We start from the raw sequence: 16,860 nt of genomic DNA on the forward strand, positions 1-16,860 counted from the left end.
GGCCTCCTGCGGCGCGACCGCGCACGCCCCCGCCTCCGCCTCTGTGCCTTACGGCGCGGAGGCGACCGCGGACACCGCCGCCCTCGCGGCGGCCTCCACCAGCGCGCGGCCCTCCGCCTGGCTCACCGTCCCCTCGGACAGCACGGCCACCAGATACGCGGTCCCGTCCACCCTCACGCGCCCGATGCTGTTCACGTCCCACAGCCCGGTCGTGCTCCGCGGCAGCCACCCGTTCTTCAACGCGCAGGAGCCCCCGTCGGCCGCAGCCGAGATCCCCCACCGCTGATCGGCCTCCACCCGCTCCATCAAGCCCTGGACGTACGCCCGGGACGCCGCGTCCAGGACCGAGTCCTGCCCGAACACCTGCCGCAGCAGAACCAGTTGGTCCGCGGCCGTGGTCTGCGTCAGCCCCCACAGCTCACCGTCGCCCCCCGACGTCGCCGTGAGCCCGAACCGCTCGTTCGCCGCGTCGAGGCCCGCGGCCCGCCCGATCGCCCGCCACAGCGCCGAGGCGGAGGCGTTGTCGCTGCTCTCGATCATCTTCGCGGCGTACGCCTTCTCCGCCTCCGTCAGCCGCCGCCCCGCGTCCTGCGCCCGCAGCAGCAGCGCGGCCAGGATGTCGACCTTGACGATGCTCGCCGTGTCGAACGCCGCGTCCCCGAAGACCGCGCCGGCCCCGGAGTCCGGATCCAGCACCGCCACCGACACCCGCGCCCCCGCCGGCACCCGTACCGCCTTCATCGCCTCACTCAGCAGCGCCTGCCGGTCCACCGCCGAAGGCGAGGGCTCCGTCACGGGTTCCACCGATGCCTCCTCGGCCGCCCGGCCCGAGGGGGGTGGCCGACGGCGACGCCGCCGACGATACGGCGTACGCACCGGCGTGCGCGCGGACCCGTCCAGGTCAGGGAATCCTGAGACCGCCGTGAAGGTAGGGTCGGTGACCGTGGCGAACAAGAACATTCCCGACCCCGGCTTCTCCGACGACGACGGCTCCGCGGACCCCCGGCTGAGCGCCGCGCTCGCCGCCTGGGCCGAGGACCGCGGTGCCCTGGGTCCCGTCCTGGAGGCGCTGAAGGGCGCCCGGCTCCTCGTCCCCGTCGTCGCCGTGCTCGGCGAGGTCGAGGAGGACGAGAAGGGGCTGCGCCGCGAGAAGACCAGCGACATGGCCGTCCCCACCCTCAAGGCCGCCGGCCGCACCGCCCTGCCCGCCTTCACCTCCACCGACTCCCTGGCCCGCTGGGACCCGGCGGCCCGGCCCGTCGCCGTACCGCTGCACCAGGCGCTGCAGGCCGCCGCGCACGAGAAGGCGGACACCGTGGTGCTGGACCTGGCCGGGCCGGTGCCCTTCGAGCTGACCGGCCCCGCGCTGCTCGCGCTCGCCGAGGGCCGCACCAGCACCGACCCGCTGACCGACCCGGCCGTCGCCGATGCCGTCCGCCGTGCGGTGGCCGCCGAACCGGCCGTGCTCCGCGCCCACCTGGGCCCCGGCGAGGCCGACGGCATCCTCGCGCTCGTCCTCGACCCGGCCGGCCGGCCCGCCGAGGCCGCCCGCGCGGTCGCCGAGCGCCTGGCCGCCGACGAAACACTGAGGGCCCGCCTGGTGCGCGGCCTCGACCTGGCACTGCTGCCGGCCGGGACCACGCCTCCGGGCGAGCCCTTGTTCGTGCGCGGGTGAGCGGGGGAGCGGCTGAGTCGTGGGGACCGGTCGTAGGACCAGTCGTGGGGACCGGTCACGGGGACCGGTCGTAGGGACTAGCCGTAGACCGGGCCCGTGTACTTCTCGCCGGGGCCGTGGCCCGGCTCGTCCGGGACGATCGAGGCCTCGCGGAACGCCAGCTGCAGCGACTTCAGACCGTCGCGCAGCGGCGCCGCGTGGAAGGAGCTGATCTCGGTCGTGCTCGCGTCCAGCAGACCGGCGAGCGCGGTGATCAGCTTGCGGGCCTCGTCCAGGTCCTTGTACTTCTCGCCCTCCTCGCTCAGCCCGAGTTTCACCGCGGCGGCGCTCATCAGATTGACGGCGACCGTCACGATCACCTCGACGGCGGGGACCTCGGCGATGTCCCGGGTCATCGCGTCGAAGTCGGCGTTCTCAGGAGGGGTCTCACTCATACCGCACACCATAGGCGCCGGGGACGTCCGTGCCCCAGTTGCCCTCGGTTAGCCGTTCCTGCCCGGAGCTGCTAACCTTGTGTGACGACCGGCCGGACCAGCATGCCTCACGGCGAGCGCTCCGGCCCACAAGTGGAGGCTTCGAACTCCCACCTGACCATCCTTAGGGACGGCAGGTCACCGGTCAGACGGATGCGTCGCCCAGGCGGCGGCTGTCCGTCCGAAAGCACGCCCCGCGTCATGCGGCGGTGTTCCGGTAGTTCGAGGAGCCCCGCCTGTGATCGTCCGGGGCATTTTTCATGCTTCGGCGCGGTTAGGTCTCACGAACACAGACGTTACGCGGCTGTCCGCCAGACCGCCGTGTGGTGCTACCGAGGAGGATCCATCAGCGCCGAGCCCCGCATCAACGACCGGATTCGCGTTCCCGAGGTGCGACTTGTCGGTCCCAGTGGCGAGCAGGTGGGCATCGTCCCGCTGGCCAAGGCACTGGAGCTTGCGCAGGAGTACGACCTGGACCTGGTCGAGGTCGCGGCGAACGCCCGTCCGCCCGTGTGCAAGCTCATGGACTACGGGAAGTTCAAGTACGAGTCGGCCATGAAGGCCCGTGAGGCGCGCAAGAACCAGGCGCACACGGTCATCAAGGAGATGAAGCTCCGGCCGAAGATCGACCCGCACGACTATGACACCAAGAAGGGTCACGTCGTCCGGTTCCTCAAGCAGGGCGACAAGGTCAAGATCACGATCATGTTCCGTGGCCGCGAGCAGTCCCGCCCCGAGCTGGGCTACCGACTGCTGCAGCGTCTCGCGGAGGACGTCCAGGACCTCGGCTTCGTGGAGTCGAACCCGAAGCAGGACGGACGCAACATGATCATGGTCCTCGGTCCGCACAAGAAGAAGACCGAGGCGATGGCCGAGGCCCGTCAGGCGCAGGAAGCCCGCAAGGCGGAGGCGAAGGCCAACCCCGGCCGCTCGCAGAACGCCGCGGACGCCGACTACGCCGCGGAGCCCGAGGCCGCCGAGGCCCCTGCCGAGGCTTCCGCCGAGGCGTGATCCCCAGGGACGCGAGTCCCCAAGGATGTAACCGACAAAAGAGCGACGCTCCCCCTGTGCCCGGTTTCACGACCGGGCACCGGAGCGCCACCGACGAGGAGATAACGGCGCTATGCCGAAGAACAAGTCGCACAGCGGTGCCAGCAAGCGCTTCAAGGTCACCGGCTCCGGCAAGGTGCTCCGCGAGCGCGCCGGCAAGCGCCACCTGCTCGAGCACAAGTCGTCCCGCGTGACGCGCCGCCTGACCGGCAACGCCGAGATGGCCCCGGGCGACGCCGCGAAGATCAAGAAGCTTCTCGGCAAGTGACGTGAGCGGTGCTCACCCGTGAGCGCCGAACGTCAGGACCGGGACCCATAACGTTTCCGGGTCGTGTGAGTCTGAGTCCACTCCACGGCCCCGCTACAAGGAGTTAAAAAAGTGGCACGCGTCAAGCGGGCAGTGAACGCCCACAAGAAGCGCCGGGCGATCCTCGAGCAGGCCTCCGGCTACCGCGGTCAGCGTTCGCGCCTGTACCGCAAGGCCAAGGAGCAGGTCACCCACTCGCTGGTCTACAACTACAACGACCGCAAGAAGCGCAAGGGCGACTTCCGTCAGCTGTGGATCCAGCGCATCAACGCCGCTGCCCGCGCCAACGGCATCACGTACAACCGCTTCATCCAGGGTCTGAAGGCCGCGAACATCGAGGTCGACCGCAAGATCCTGGCCGAGCTGGCCGTCAACGACGCCGGTGCCTTCGCGGCGCTGGTCGAGGCCGCGCAGAAGGCGCTGCCGGCGGACGTCAACGCGCCCAAGGCCGCGTGACGCTGCGCTGGGCTTAGGCCGAAGTGATTGAGGACCCGCAGGCTTCATGGCTTGCGGGTCCTGCCGTTGGGGCCCTCGGCTCTCGTTTCGGCTGCGGGCCGGTGGGGGCTGATCGCGCCCACGCGGCGGAGCCGCAAATCGACAGCGCCCCGCGCCCCTGGGGAGCTGTGGTCGCCGGTGTCGGCGAGTGAAACTGTTGTTCGGCCCAAGACATGCACACCGAAATTCTCCTGAAGGTGAAGAAGAGGATGCCCCCCGTCAGCCCCGAGCTGATTTCTCCCCGGTCTACGCGTGTGAGTGCTGCGCGGCGGCTCGCCAAGCGGAACTTCAGGGGGAAGGACCGGCTGTTTCTCGCGGAGGGGCCGCAGGCCGTGCGGGAGGCCGCCGGGCACCGGGTCGAGGACGGCGCCACCCTCGTGGAGCTGTTCGCCACGGTCGAGGCCGCGGAGCGGTACGCCGACATCGTGGGGGAGGCCCGCAGCGCGGGCGCGCGTGTGCACCTCGCCTCCGAGGAGGTCATCGCCGACATCTCCACCACCGTCACCCCGCAGGGGCTCGTCGGGGTCTGCCGGTTCCTGGACACGCCGTTCGAGGACGTCCTCGCCGCCCGGCCCCGGCTGGTCGCCGTGCTCGCCCACGTCCGCGACCCCGGCAACGCCGGCACCGTGCTGCGCTGCGCCGACGCCGCGGGCGCCGAGGCCGTGATCCTCACCGACGCCTCCGTGGACCTGTACAACCCCAAGGCCGTCCGCGCCTCCGTCGGCTCCCTGTTCCATCTGCCCGTCGCCGTGGGCGTGCCCGTCGAGCGGGCCGTGCAAGGTCTGAAGGACGCCGGGGTGCGCATCCTCGCCGCCGACGGCGCCGGTGACCGCGACCTCGACGAGGAACTCGACAAGGGCGCCATGGGCGGGCCGACCGCCTGGGTGTTCGGCAACGAGGCCTGGGGGCTCCCCGAGGAGACCCGCGCCCTCGCCGACGCCGTCGTACGCGTCCCCATCCACGGCAGGGCCGAGAGCCTGAACCTCGCTACCGCCGCCGCCGTATGTCTGTACGCGTCGGCCCGTGCACAGCGCGCCTCCGGAGGGTGCCGCTCCGTCACCGCCAGCTAGTAGGGTGACGAACTCGGGGCCCTGCGCCGGCTGAGAGGTGGGGTACGGGGATGAGTGGCGTCGGCACGAGCACCGCGCCGGACGGACGGGACGTGCGCCGCACACCCGCGCCCCGGCCCGTCGACGCCGCCGGGACCGACCCGGAGAGCAGTCCCGGGAGTGGTTTCGGTTCCGGCCCCGGGACCGATCCGGAGACCAGCCCCGGCACCGGCCCCGGAAGCGGCTTCGCTACCGGCCTCGATACCGGCTTCGGCATCGACCCCGACCAGCTGCCCGACGGCCTTGTCGTCGCCGACGAGCAGGGCCGCGTCGTCTGCTTCAACGCCGCCGCCGCACGCATCACCGCCGTCCCCGCCGCCGACGCCCTCGGCGAGCACCTGGAGAAGGCCCTGCCCCTGGAGGACCTGGAGGGCCGGCGCTGGTGGCAGCTCACCGACCCCTACGGCGGCCTCGCGATCCGGGTACGGCAGCCCGAGCGCAACCTGCTGCTGCCCGGCGGCCGGGAAGTGCTCGTCTCCGCCCGCTACGTGCGCGCCGAACCCCTCGGGCCGGTCGTCCGGGTCGTCGTCACGCTCCGGGACACCGAGGCCCGGCGCCGCACCGAACGCAGCCACGCCGAGCTGATCGCCACCGTCGCCCACGAGTTGCGTTCCCCGCTGACCTCCGTCAAGGGCTTCACCGCCACGCTCCTCGCCAAGTGGGAACGCTTCACCGACGACCAGAAGCGGCTGATGCTGGAGACCGTCGACGCCGACGCCGACCGCGTCACCCGGCTCATCGCCGAGCTGCTCGACATCTCCCGCATCGACAGCGGACGCCTGGAGGTGCGCCGCCAGCCCGTCGACATCGGCGCGGCCGTCGGCCGGCACATCCAGGCCTACGTCGCCGCCGGACAGCCCGCCGACCGCTTCCTGCTGCGCATCGAGCAGCCGCTGCCCGCCCTGTGGGCCGACCCCGACAAGGTCGACCAGGTGCTCAGCAACCTCATGGAAAATGCCGTGCGGCACGGCGAGGGAACGGTCACCATTGACGTCACGCCCTCGGCGTCCCCGCGCGAAGGCGAGGAAACCGGCACATCGGTCACGGTGAGCGACGAAGGGCCCGGCATCCCGGAGGAATCCATGAACCGCGTCTTCACCCGCTTCTGGCGGGGCAGCAAGCGCGGTGGCACGGGGCTCGGGCTGTACATCGTCAAGGGCATCGTCGAGGCCCACAGCGGCGTCATCACGGTCGGCCGCGGCCCCGGCGGCGGCGCCGAGTTCCGGTTCACGCTGCCCGTGGCCGCACCGGCGTTTGAGTTCGAATTGCCCCGAAGGGTCGGGTAGGGCGGCGGCGGGAGACGGGTGGGCCCGACGGCCCGCGGGCTCTGCGCACACCTCCACCCCGTTAGACTCGGCCTTTGGCACCTTTGTGTCCTGCACGCGGCCCGCAGGGAGTCTCAGCGAGTCTCACAGTCGCTGGTGGGGACCTTCAGCCAGCCAGATCGGAAGCACGGGAAGAGATGTCGGCACCGAATAAGTCGTACGACCCTGTAGAGGTCGAGGCGTTGAAACCGGAAGAGATCGAGCGCATGCGGGACGAGGCGCTCGCCGCCTTCGCCGCCGCGGACTCCCTCGACGCGCTCCACGAGGCGAAGGTCGCCCACACCGGCCCGGCCTCCCCGCTGTCGTTGGCCAACCGCGAGATCGGCGCCCTGCCCCCGCACGCCAAGGCCGACGCCGGCAAGCGCGTCGGCATGGCGCGCGGCGCCGTGAACAAGGGCCTCGCCGCCCGCCAGGGCGAGCTGGAGGCCGAGCGGGACGCCCGCGTGCTGGTCGAGGAGGACGTGGACGTCACGCTCCCGTTCGACCGCGTACCGGCCGGCGCCCGCCACCCGCTGACCACGCTCTCGGAGCGCATCGAGGACGTCTTCGTGGCCATGGGCTACGAGGTCGCCGAGGGCCCCGAGGTCGAGGCCGAGTGGTTCAACTTCGACGCCCTCAACATCGGCCCGGACCACCCGGCCCGCGGCGAGGCCGACACGTTCTTCGTGCAGGGCCCCGAGGGCGGCACCGAGTCCGGTGTCGTCCTGCGCACGCACACGTCGCCGGTCCAGATCCGCTCTCTGTTCGACCGTGAGCTGCCGGTCTACGTGATCTGCCCCGGCCGTGTGTACCGCACGGACGAGCTGGACGCCACGCACACCCCGGTCTTCCACCAGGTCGAGCTGCTCGCGGTGGACGAGGGCCTGACCATGGCCGACCTCAAGGGCACCCTGGACCACATGGTCCAGTCGCTGTTCGGCGAGGGCATGAAGACCCGGCTGCGCCCGAACTTCTTCCCCTTCACCGAGCCGTCCGCCGAGATGGACATGGTCTGCTACGTCTGCCGTGGCGAGTCCGTCGGCAACCCCGACCGGCCCTGCCGCACCTGCTCCAGCGAGGGCTGGATCGAGCTGGGCGGCTGCGGCATGGTCAACCCGCGGGTGCTGGCCTCCTGCGGCGTCGACCCGGAGAAGTACAGCGGCTTCGCCTTCGGGTTCGGCATCGAGCGGATGCTGATGTTCCGCCACAACGTCGAAGACATGCGAGACATGGTCGAGGGTGACGTCCGGTTCACCCGGCCGTTCGGGATGGAGATCTGATGCGGGTCCCGCTTTCTTGGCTGCGGGAGTACGTCGACCTGTCGGCGACGGAGACCGGCCGCGACGTCCAGGCCAAGCTCATTTCGGCAGGCCTGGAGGTCGAGACCGTCGAGCAGCTCGGCGCCGACCTCAAGGGCCCGCTGGTCGTCGGCCAGGTGCTGACCATCGAGGAGCTGGAGGGCTTCAAGAAGCCGATCCGCTTCTGCACCGTCGACGTTGGCGAGGCCAACGGCACCGGTGAGCCCCAGGAGATCGTCTGCGGCGCCCGCAACTTCGCGGTCGGCGACAAGGTCGTCGTCGTCCTGCCCGGCGCCACCCTCCCCGGCGGCTTCTCCATCGCCGCCCGCAAGACCTACGGCAAGACGTCCCACGGCATGATCTGCTCGACCGACGAGCTGGGCATGGGCGACGACGGCACCCACGGCATCATCGTGCTGCCGCCGGAGACCGAGGTCGGCAAGGACGCCATCGAGCTGCTGGAGCTGGTCGACGAGGTCCTGGACATCGCCGTCACCGCCAACCGCGGCGACTGCCTGTCCATCCGCGGCGTCGCCCGCGAGACCGCCATCGGCTACGGCCTGCCGCTGCGCGACCCGGCCCTGCTCGACGTGCCCGCCCCGAACGCCTTCGGCTACCCGGTCCAGGTCTTCGACCCGGCCGGCTGCGACCGCTTCACCGCGCGCACCGTCACCGGCCTGAGCCCCGAGGCGCGCTCCCCGATCTGGCTGCAGCGCCGGCTGCAGAAGGTCGGCATGCGCCCGATCTCGCTCGCCGTCGACGTCACGAACTACGTGATGATGGAGCTGGGCCAGCCCCTGCACGCCTACGACCGGAGCCTGGTCCAGGGCACCATCGGCGTGCGCCGGGCCGAGGAGGGCGAGAAGCTCGTCACCCTCGACGGCGTGGAGCGGAAGCTGCACGCCGAGGACCTGGTCATCACCGACGAGCGCGGCCCCATCGGCCTCGCCGGCGTGATGGGCGGTGCCAACACGGAGATCGCCGACCACGACGACACCGGGAACGGGGCGAACGCCACGACCGGCGTGGTCATCGAGGCCGCCCACTTCGACGAGGTCGCGATCGCCCGCACGGCCCGCCGGCACAAGCTGTCCTCCGAGGCCTCCCGCCGCTTCGAGCGGGGCGTCGACCCGCAGGCCGCCGCTGCCGCCGCGCAGCGCACCGTGGACCTGCTGGTCCTGCTCGCGGGTGGCACGGCCGAGGCCGGTGTCACCGAGGTCAGCGCCCCCGCCACGCCGCACACGATCACCGTCCCGGCGAACCACCCGGACAAGGTCGCGGGCGTGGTCTACGGCCGCGAGACCGTCGTCCGCCGGCTGCAGGAGATCGGCTGCGACGTCTACGGGCAGGACGAGCTGATCGTCACCGTCCCGTCGTGGCGCCCCGACCTCCTGGAGGCGAACGACCTCGCCGAAGAGGTCATCCGTCTGGAGGGCTACGAGAACCTGCCCTCCACGCTGCCCAAGCCGCCCTCCGGCCGCGGCCTGACCCACCGCCAGCGGCTGCACCGCCGCGTCGGCCGGGCCCTGGCCGGCGAGGGCTACGTCGAGGCGCTGAACTACCCGTTCGTCGCCGAGCAGGTCTTCGACCAGCTCGTCCTGGAGGCCGACGACCCGGCCCGCCGTGTCGTCAAGCTGACCAACCCGCTGAGCGACGAGGAGCCCGCGCTCCGTACGACCCTGCTGCCGGGCCTGCTGGGCGCCCTGCGCCGCAACGACGGCCGGGGCTCGCACGACCTGGCCCTGTTCGAGACCGGTCTGGTCTTCCAGCCGGGCGAGGAGCGGCGCGTCGCCGGGCACCTGTCCGTCGTCGGCCGTCCCACCGACGAGCAGCTCGCCGAGCTGAACGCCGCGCTGCCCGAGCAGCCGCGCCACGTCGCCGTCGTCCTCACGGGCGCCCGCGAGCAGGCCGGCTGGTGGGGCGCGGGCCGCCCGGCCGACTGGTCCGACGCGGTCGAGGCCGCCCGGGTCGTCGCACGCGAGGCCGGCGCCGAACTGGTCGTGCGCAAGGGCCAGTACGGCCCCTGGCACCCCGGCCGCTGCGCCGAGCTGGTCGTCGTCGCCGACGGGACCGAGAAGGTCGTCGGCCACGCGGGCGAACTGCACCCGCGGGTCGTCAAGGCGCTGAGCCTGCCCGCGCGCACCTGCGCGATGGAGCTGGACCTGGACGCCGTCTCGGCCGTCGGCGACGGTGTCCCGCAGGCGCCGAGCATCTCCACGTTCCCGGTCGCCACGCAGGACGTCGCCCTCGTCGTGGACGGGGCCGTCCCGGCGGCGCGGGTGGAGGCGGCGCTGCGCGAGGGCGCCGGTGAACTGCTGGAGTCCATCAGGCTGTTCGACGTGTACGAGAACGCCGCGCAGCTCGGCGAGGGGAAGAAGTCGCTGGCGTACGCGTTGCGCTTCCGCGCGGGGGACCGGACGCTGACCGTCGACGAGGCTTCGGCCGCTCGGGACGCGGCGGTCGCCCTGGCGGGCGAGCGGACGGGTGCGGTCCTGAGGGGCTGATCGCCGTTCGGGGTTCTGGCTGCGGCCGGCTGCGGGTCTTCCGCGGCCGGCCGCGCCCATGTGGCGGAGCCGCACATGGAACACAGCCCCCGCGCCCCAGGGGCGTCGGACGCGGTGCCCGGCACGGTGTGGACCCGGTGTGGACGCGGTGCCGGGCACGGGTTGGACCCGGTGTGGACGCGGTGTTGGACACGCTCTCAGCTGCATAAATGCGGGGCGGCTCGGGACGGCTCACTCGATCGGGTGGGAAACCCTGGTGATCCGGGCCTTCCGGGCCGTGCCTGTCGACAGAATCGGACCGGCCTTTCGGGGTCGGTCCGTCTGCTCTGTCAGGGCCCGGATGGGGGACCACAGGCATGATCCGCATCAAGGCACGGACACCCACCGCGCGGGGCGCCGTACTGCCCCTGCTCTGGGGGGCCGTGGCGGTCGGCTACAAGGTCGGCTGCCCGCTCGCCCAGCAGAACGGGTTCGGCGCGCGCGTCGCCACCAGCGCCGTGTTCTTCGCGGTCGGCACGGGACTCGTGTGCCACGCCCGGCGCGCCCTGCTGCGTGAACTGCGCCAGGCCCGGCGGGTCGCGGGCGCCGCCCAGAGCGTGCTGCTGCGCCCCCTGCCGCCCCGGCTGGAGTGGCTGAACGTGGCGGCGGCCCAGGTGTCGGCCGAGCGTGGCGCGGTCGTCGGCGGCGATCTGTACGAGGCGGTCGCCACCGAACACGGTGTCCGCGTCGTCATGGGCGATGTGCGCGGCCACGGCCTCGCCGCCTTCGGCACCGTCGCCGCCCTCCTCGGCAGCTTCCGCGAGGCCGCCCACGACGAACCCGAACTCGCCGGTGTACTAAGGCGGTTGGAACGGTCCCACGCCCGCCATCTGCGGGAGCGCTCGCGCGCCGACCATCCGGCGAGCGGACAGGACCCCGGCCCGCCGGTCGCCGAGGAGTTCGTTACCCTCCTGCTGCTGGAGATCGCCCGGGACGGCGAGGTGCGCGCCCTCAACTGCGGTCACCCGTGGCCGTACCTGCTCAGCGGCGCAAGCGTGGCGTCCCTCAGCCGCGACGACCCGCTCCCGCCCCTGGGCCTCTTCCCGCTCCCCGCCGAACTCGAGCCCACAGCGCACGGACAACTGCTCCCGGGCGAGTGCCTGGTCCTCTTCACGGACGGAGCGGAGGAGGCGAGGGACGCCCACGGCCGGTTCTTCTCCCTGCCCGGAGTACTGAGCGCGGCCGTACGGGACCTGCCGGTCTCGCCGCAGTCGATCCTGCGCACGGTCTTCACGGCCCTCCTGCACCACACCTCAGGCAGGCCGACGGACGACATCGCACTACTCGTCCTGCGCAACGACCGCGGCAGGTCCCACACCAACCCCCCAGGAGCACCGGGAACCGCACTCCAGGTCCCCACGGACCCGCAGCCGACGACGCACTGCTAGGGCCTGTCCGCCCGGGCCAAGCCGCCGCTTTCTGAGGGGGAGCCGGCGGCCTGGCCGTCCTCTTGGGAGGCACCTCAGTCAACCGGCCCCGCCACTGTGCGCGACAGTGCGCACACGGTGCGGATGCGCGCACTCCGTTCACACCCCGTGTGAAAGCGGACACACTACGCTGTCGGGACCAGGCGACTTCGGGGGCACCTCATGCAGCCCAACACACTGCTCGACGCGATCCTGGACGAGGCGGGGATCTCGCACGCCGGTCTCGCCGCCCACGTCAACCAGGCGGGCCGTCGGCGGGGCCTCGCGCTGCGGTACGAACACACCGCCGTGGCGCGGTGGCTGAAGGGCCAGCGGCCACGCGGCCAGGTGCCCGACCTGATCTGCGAGGTGCTCGCGGCCCGGCTGCACCGGCCGGTCACCCTGGACGACATCGGCCTCGGGGTGCCCGGCGAGCCGAGCAGCCCGCACGCCGGCTCGCTGTCCGGCTTCGTGGAGCGGGCCACCGCGCTGTGGCGCTCCGACGAGCAGCAGCGCCCGCATGTCCTCGGCGCTCCGACGGTCACCGGCACCCCCGCCGTCATGCCGGTGTGGGAGTGGGAGAACCCGCCCGAGGACGTGGACGTCTCGCGTGGCGGCCGGCACCGGGTCACCACGGCCGACATCGAGATGCTGCGCTCCGCCCGCACCCACTACGAGCAGATGTACCGCAAGACCGGCGGCATCGCGACCCGCATCCGGATCGTCGGCTTCCTGAACGCGGAGGCGGCCCCGCTGCTGCGCGGCAGCTACGCCGACGCCACCGGCCGTCAACTGCACCGCGCGACCGGCGGGTTGGTGGCGATCGCGGGCATCTGCGCCTACGACTCCGACGCGCACGGACTCGCCCAGCGCTACTTCCACCAGGCGCTGCGGCTGGCAAAGGCCAGCGGCGACCGGGGACTTGGGGCGTACGTCATCGCGCTGCTGGTCAACCAGTCGCTGTTCATGCGGGAGTACCGGCAGGCCGTCGCCTTCGCCGAGGCCGCGCTGCGCGCCGCCGGCAAGCACATCACCCCGGCGCTCGCCTCCGACCTGTACGCCATGCAGGCCAAGGCGTACGCCCACCTCGGCGATTCCAGCAGCGCGTTGTCGTGCATCCGGCGCGCGGAGACGGCCGCCGAACACATCCGGCGCGGGTACGAGCCGGACGAGACGGGCTACGTCCAGCCGGGTCTGGTCAACGTGCAGGTGGCCGAGGCGCTGCTGAGCCTCGGAGAACTCGCCGCGGCCCGGGACCACGCGGCGGCCGCCGTCGACAACCCCGCGCACGACCGGGGCCGGGTGCACCGGCTCGCCATGCTCAGCACCATCGAACTGCGTCAGGGCAACGCCGACAAAGCGGTGGTCACGGCCGTGCAGATGGCCGAGCAGGCCCGCGGAATGGAGTCGCGGCGGCTGCGCGACAGACTCCGTGCGGTGCGCGAGTACCTGGTGCGGTGCGGCTCGGCCGGGACCGCCGAGGCCGCGGAACTCATCGACGGGGCACTGCGCGTACCCCTGTAGACCCACTGCGGGTACACAGTCCCTGCTGCGATATTGCCACTTACTCGGCGGAAGGTGGCAGAACCGTGCAGTGGACGAAACAGAACGAACAAACTGTGTATGCAAACCGCTGGTTCAGCGTCAATCTCGCGGACGTCGAACTGCCGGACGGCCGGCACCTCGACCACTTCGTGATCCGGCTGCGGCCCGTGGCCGTCGCCACGGTGGTCAACGAGGCCGACGAGGTACTCCTGTTGTGGCGCCACCGTTTCATCACCGACAGCTGGGGCTGGGAACTGGCCGCCGGAGTCGTGGAGGACGGCGAGGACATCGCGAGCGCTGCCGCCAGAGAGCTGGAGGAGGAGACCGGATGGCGGCCGGGACCCCTGCACCACCTGATGAGCGTCGAGCCGTCCAACGGTCTCACCGACGCCCGGCACCACATCTACTGGTCCGACCGGGGCGAGTACGTCGGCCACCCCGTGGACGACTTCGAGTCGGACCGCCGTGAATGGGTCCCGCTCAAAGTCGTCCCCGACCTGATCGCCCGAGGGGAGGTCCCGGCCGCCAACATGGCAGCCGGGTTACTCCTTCTGCACCACATGAGGCTCGCCGAGGGCCGGCGAGTCGAAGCTCGCCGCGAGACGAGGTGCGCCAAGGGCCGGCGCTAGCGACCCAGTGCCTGCCAGAGCGTCGCGACGAGGGCTCCCAGGGCCGTGAGCGCGGCGACCGAGGGCAGCGGCCAGCGTGTGTGCTCCAGGGAGATCATGCGGGAGTTCAGCTCGTCGAGTTCCTTGACGGTCTCCTCGGTGCGATGGCTGAGCAGCGCCAGTCCCCCCTCGACCCGCACATAGGCGACGTCGAGGCGGCGACGTAACTCTGCGAGTTCTTCGTGAACCACGGGATGCTCCCGATCGGCGGTCACGGGTTCACTCCTTTCCGTAGTCGGACGCGGTGGTTCCGCGTCCGTTGCATGCGCATGGAGAGTCAACTCGCCTGGTGGGCACGAGGGGAGCGTGTGCGAGCGGCATATGCGAGCCCGGGGCGCACACGGTGTGTGAAACAGATGGGCCCGGCACCGGAATCCGGTGCCGGGCCCATGGGGCGTCGCTCTGCGTGGTCAGCTGTAGGTGTAGAAGCCCGACCCGGTCTTCCGTCCGAGCCGGCCCGCCTCGACCATGCGCTGGAGCAGCGGGGGAGCGGCGTACAGCGGCTCCTTGTACTCGGCGTACATCGAGTTGGCGATCGAGACGATGGTGTCCAGGCCGATCAGGTCGGACAGCCGCAGCGGGCCCATCGGGTGGGCGCAGCCCATCTCCATGCCGTTGTCGATGTCCTCGCGGCTCGCGATGCCCGACTCGAACATGCGGATCGCGGAGAGCAGGTAGGGCACCAGCAGCGCGTTGACGACGAAGCCCGAGCGGTCCTGGGCGCGGATGGCGTGCTTGCCGAGCACCTTCTCGGCGAACAGCTGCGCGCGGCTCAGGGTGCCCTCGGAGGTGGTGAGCGCCGGGATCAGCTCGACCAGGTCCTGCACCGGGGCCGGGTTGAAGAAGTGGATGCCGACGACGTGGTCGGGCCGCGAGGTGGTGACCGCGAGCTTGACCAGCGGGATGGAGGAGGTGTTGGAGGCCAGGATCGCGTCCGGGCGGGTCACCACCTGGTCGAGGACCTGGAAGATCTCGGTCTTGACCTGCTCGTTCTCCACGACGGCCTCGATGACCAGATCGCGGTCCGCGAACTCGCCGAGGTCGGTGGTGAAGCTCAGCCGCGCCAGCGTGGAGTCCCGCTCCTCCTCGCTGATCTTGCCGCGCTCGGCGGCCTTGGCCAGGGAGTTGAACAGCCGGGTGCGGCCGATCTCCAGGGCCTCGCCAGTGGTCTCGGCGACCCGCACGTCCAGTCCCGCGCGGGCGCACACCTCGGCGATGCCCGCGCCCATCTGGCCGCAGCCCACGACGCCGACGCGCGTGATGTCTCCCCCTGGGATGCCTGTCACATCGTCCCCTTCGCTGGTTCTCCGGCTCCGGCAGGCCGACCTGGTCCGGCTCCTGCTCCGCACGTGCACGTTACCGCGAAGTATCGATGATCGATCGTCCGGGTGGGAGGGGTCACGGTGCGCGATACGATCCGTGACGGATCGATTCCGGAGCGTATGGGGGGGTGCGGGATGGGGCGGATCTCACGCAGGACGTTCACACTGGCGGCGCTGTCGACACTGGCAACGGCGTCGGGTGCGGCCTCGGGCGCGGTGTCGGCAGCGGCCTCGGGTGCGGTGTCAGGCGCGGCGTCGGGCGCGGCGTCAGCAAAGGCCTCGGGTGCCGCCTCGGTGACGGCCTCGGCCCCAGGTACGGCGTCTGCGGCGGACGCCGCGATGCGGGGCGTGTGGCTGGCCACCGTCTCCAACCGTGACTGGCCCTCGCGTCCCGGCCTCACCGCCGCCGAGCAGCGCGGGGAGCTCACGGCCCACCTCGACACGGCGGTGCGCCACGGGCTCAACACGGTGGTCTTCCAGGTGCGGCCCACGGCGGACGCGCTGTGGCCCTCGCCCTACGAGCCCTGGTCCCAGTACCTCACCGGCACCCAGGGCCAGGATCCCGGCTGGGACCCGCTGGGCACCGCCGTACGGGAGGCCCACGCCCGCGGTCTGCAATTGCACGCCTGGTTCAACCCGTACCGGATCGCGAACCACGCCGACCCGAGCCTGCTGACCCCCTCGCACCCCGCGCGCACGCACCCGGACTGGGTGGTGCCGTACGGCGGCAGGCTCTACTACAACCCCGGCCTGCCGGACGTCCGTGCCTTCGTGCAGCAGGCCATGCTCGACGCCGTCGCCCGCTACCCGGTCGACGCCGTCCACTTCGACGACTACTTCTACCCCTACCCGGTCGCCGGACAGAGCTTCGACGACGACTTTGCCTACGACAGGTACGGCTCGGCGTTCGCCACCCGGGCCGCCTGGCGCCGCGACAACATCGACAAACTGGTCAAGGAGATGGCGGCGGCCGTCAAGAAGGTCCGGCCCGGCACCTTGTTCGGGGTCAGCCCCTTCGGGGTGTGGCGCAACGCCGCCACCGACCCGCGCGGCTCCGACACGCAGGCGGGCGTGCAGACGTACGACGACCTCCACGCGGACACCCGCACCTGGGTCCGCGAGCACTGGATCGACTACCTCGCCCCTCAGCAGTACTGGAACATCGGCTTCGCCCTTGCCGACTACGCGAAGCTCGTCGACTGGTGGGCGGGCGTCGCCCAGGGCACCGCCACCCGCCTGTACATCGGCGAGGCGCTGTACAAGGCGGGGGCTGCCGGGCAGCCGGCGGCCTGGCAGGACCCGGCCGAGCTGTCCCGGCACCTCACGCTCGCCGCCCGCCACCCACAGGTGCGCGGGCACATGTTCTTCGCCGCCGGGGACATGGCGAGGGATCCCGTCGGGGCGATGGCACGGGTGACCGCCGACCACTACCGGCAGCCGGCGAAGCCACCGCTGTGAGCTACGACGGCCGGGTTTCCTTGTGCCGGATCTCGGTGTCGGGCCCGGGGGAGCAGATGCCCTCGTGCCCGTCGTCGAAGCGGACACGGAACGGCGGGTTGCCCTCGGGGCCCATCACCTCGACGATCTCGCCGATCTTGTCGTGCTGTCCGACCACCCGGCCGTGCTGGACGACCTTGTCGCCCTTGGATGCGCGCATCTGGGCCC

16 protein-coding genes and 1 pseudogene are annotated in these 16,860 nt (G+C 71.7%); 12 read left to right on the top strand and 5 right to left on the bottom strand.

Going from position 1 to position 16,860, the window contains the following annotated elements; translation table 11 throughout:
- Window positions 1-48: 48 nt before the first annotated feature.
- A pseudogene (locus ACGFYV_RS00765) lies at window positions 49-889 on the bottom strand (serine hydrolase); the annotation flags it as partial.
- Between the two features lie 54 nt (window positions 890-943).
- On the opposite strand from ACGFYV_RS00765, the gene ACGFYV_RS00770 reads away from it, so the two are divergent.
- Entirely contained in the window at window positions 944-1,675 is a 732-nt protein-coding gene (locus ACGFYV_RS00770) for an SseB family protein (RefSeq protein WP_393876377.1), read from the top strand.
- A 77-nt stretch (window positions 1,676-1,752) separates the two neighbouring features.
- Here ACGFYV_RS00770 and ACGFYV_RS00775 read toward each other — a convergent pair whose 3' ends face one another.
- Window positions 1,753-2,109, bottom strand: a complete 357-nt coding sequence (locus ACGFYV_RS00775) for a DUF1844 domain-containing protein (RefSeq protein ID WP_393876161.1) — start codon at window positions 2,107-2,109, stop codon at window positions 1,753-1,755.
- A gap of 360 nt (window positions 2,110-2,469) precedes the next feature.
- Here ACGFYV_RS00775 and infC point away from each other — a divergent pair, with 360 nt between their 5' ends.
- The 10 genes from infC (at window position 2,470) to ACGFYV_RS00825 (ending at window position 13,834) form a co-directional block, all read left to right on the top strand.
- Window positions 2,470-3,159, top strand: coding sequence for a translation initiation factor IF-3 (infC, locus tag ACGFYV_RS00780; RefSeq protein WP_393876162.1), 690 nt, complete (start codon window positions 2,470-2,472; stop codon window positions 3,157-3,159).
- Window positions 3,160-3,271: 112 nt separating this feature from the next.
- A complete protein-coding gene (rpmI, locus tag ACGFYV_RS00785) occupies window positions 3,272-3,466 on the top strand; it encodes a 50S ribosomal protein L35 (protein WP_004933563.1) in 195 nt (64 codons plus the stop codon).
- 111 nt (window positions 3,467-3,577) lie between these two features.
- Window positions 3,578-3,961, top strand: coding sequence for a 50S ribosomal protein L20 (gene rplT / locus ACGFYV_RS00790; protein ID WP_100825257.1), 384 nt, complete (start codon window positions 3,578-3,580; stop codon window positions 3,959-3,961).
- Window positions 3,962-4,209: 248 nt separating this feature from the next.
- Entirely contained in the window at window positions 4,210-5,070 is an 861-nt protein-coding gene (locus ACGFYV_RS00795; RefSeq protein WP_393876163.1) for a TrmH family RNA methyltransferase, read from the top strand.
- A 50-nt stretch (window positions 5,071-5,120) separates the two neighbouring features.
- Window positions 5,121-6,395, top strand: coding sequence for an ATP-binding protein (locus ACGFYV_RS00800; protein WP_393876164.1), 1,275 nt, complete (start codon window positions 5,121-5,123; stop codon window positions 6,393-6,395).
- A gap of 176 nt (window positions 6,396-6,571) precedes the next feature.
- The gene (gene pheS, locus ACGFYV_RS00805; protein WP_393876165.1) at window positions 6,572-7,693 is read left to right on the top strand and encodes a phenylalanine--tRNA ligase subunit alpha; all 1,122 of its coding nucleotides are present in this window, start codon (window positions 6,572-6,574) and stop codon (window positions 7,691-7,693) included.
- Window positions 7,693-10,215 carry a phenylalanine--tRNA ligase subunit beta gene (gene pheT / locus ACGFYV_RS00810; RefSeq protein ID WP_393876166.1) on the top strand — a complete coding sequence of 841 codons (2,523 nt, stop codon included), beginning with the start codon at window positions 7,693-7,695 and terminating at the stop codon, window positions 10,213-10,215. The genes pheS and pheT overlap by 1 nt, the downstream gene beginning before the upstream one ends.
- Before the next feature lie 356 nt (window positions 10,216-10,571).
- Entirely contained in the window at window positions 10,572-11,642 is a 1,071-nt protein-coding gene (locus tag ACGFYV_RS00815) for a PP2C family protein-serine/threonine phosphatase (protein WP_393876167.1), read from the top strand.
- 201 nt (window positions 11,643-11,843) lie between these two features.
- Window positions 11,844-13,184 carry a transcriptional regulator gene (locus ACGFYV_RS00820; RefSeq protein ID WP_393876168.1) on the top strand — a complete coding sequence of 447 codons (1,341 nt, stop codon included), beginning with the start codon at window positions 11,844-11,846 and terminating at the stop codon, window positions 13,182-13,184.
- A gap of 65 nt (window positions 13,185-13,249) precedes the next feature.
- Entirely contained in the window at window positions 13,250-13,834 is a 585-nt protein-coding gene (locus ACGFYV_RS00825) for an NUDIX hydrolase (protein WP_393876169.1), read from the top strand.
- On the opposite strand, the gene ACGFYV_RS00830 is transcribed toward ACGFYV_RS00825, so the two are convergent.
- Window positions 13,831-14,088 carry a hypothetical protein gene (locus tag ACGFYV_RS00830; protein ID WP_393876170.1) on the bottom strand — a complete coding sequence of 86 codons (258 nt, stop codon included), beginning with the start codon at window positions 14,086-14,088 and terminating at the stop codon, window positions 13,831-13,833. The two genes, ACGFYV_RS00825 and ACGFYV_RS00830, sit on opposite strands and share 4 nt — an antisense overlap.
- A 195-nt stretch (window positions 14,089-14,283) precedes the next feature.
- Window positions 14,284-15,159, bottom strand: a complete 876-nt coding sequence (locus ACGFYV_RS00835) for a 3-hydroxybutyryl-CoA dehydrogenase (protein WP_393876171.1) — start codon at window positions 15,157-15,159, stop codon at window positions 14,284-14,286.
- A 171-nt stretch (window positions 15,160-15,330) separates the two neighbouring features.
- Here ACGFYV_RS00835 and ACGFYV_RS00840 point away from each other — a divergent pair, with 171 nt between their 5' ends.
- Entirely contained in the window at window positions 15,331-16,653 is a 1,323-nt protein-coding gene (locus ACGFYV_RS00840) for a glycoside hydrolase family 10 protein (protein ID WP_393876172.1), read from the top strand.
- A gap of 1 nt (window position 16,654) precedes the next feature.
- Here the strand turns inward: ACGFYV_RS00840 and ACGFYV_RS00845 are convergent, their stop codons facing one another.
- Window positions 16,655-16,852 carry a DUF1918 domain-containing protein gene (locus ACGFYV_RS00845; RefSeq protein ID WP_393876173.1) on the bottom strand — a complete coding sequence of 66 codons (198 nt, stop codon included), beginning with the start codon at window positions 16,850-16,852 and terminating at the stop codon, window positions 16,655-16,657.
- Window positions 16,853-16,860: the final 8 nt, after the last annotated feature.

Source organism: Streptomyces sp. NPDC048297 (genome assembly GCF_043201585.1).
Classification (GTDB): Bacteria; Actinomycetota; Actinomycetes; order Streptomycetales; family Streptomycetaceae; genus Streptomyces.

Coding starts and splice junctions, on each gene's coding strand:
- ACGFYV_RS00775 (WP_393876161.1), bottom strand. CDS start 2,109: ATGAGTGAGACCCCTCCTGAGAACGCCGACTTCGACGCGATGACCCGG.
- rpmI (WP_004933563.1), top strand. CDS start 3,272: ATGCCGAAGAACAAGTCGCACAGCGGTGCCAGCAAGCGCTTCAAGGTC.
- ACGFYV_RS00795 (WP_393876163.1), top strand. CDS start 4,210: ATGCCCCCCGTCAGCCCCGAGCTGATTTCTCCCCGGTCTACGCGTGTG.
- ACGFYV_RS00800 (WP_393876164.1), top strand. CDS start 5,121: ATGAGTGGCGTCGGCACGAGCACCGCGCCGGACGGACGGGACGTGCGC.
- pheS (WP_393876165.1), top strand. CDS start 6,572: ATGTCGGCACCGAATAAGTCGTACGACCCTGTAGAGGTCGAGGCGTTG.
- pheT (WP_393876166.1), top strand. CDS start 7,693: ATGCGGGTCCCGCTTTCTTGGCTGCGGGAGTACGTCGACCTGTCGGCG.
- ACGFYV_RS00815 (WP_393876167.1), top strand. CDS start 10,572: ATGATCCGCATCAAGGCACGGACACCCACCGCGCGGGGCGCCGTACTG.
- ACGFYV_RS00820 (WP_393876168.1), top strand. CDS start 11,844: ATGCAGCCCAACACACTGCTCGACGCGATCCTGGACGAGGCGGGGATC.
- ACGFYV_RS00840 (WP_393876172.1), top strand. CDS start 15,331: ATGGGGCGGATCTCACGCAGGACGTTCACACTGGCGGCGCTGTCGACA.
- ACGFYV_RS00845 (WP_393876173.1), bottom strand. CDS start 16,852: ATGCGCGCATCCAAGGGCGACAAGGTCGTCCAGCACGGCCGGGTGGTC.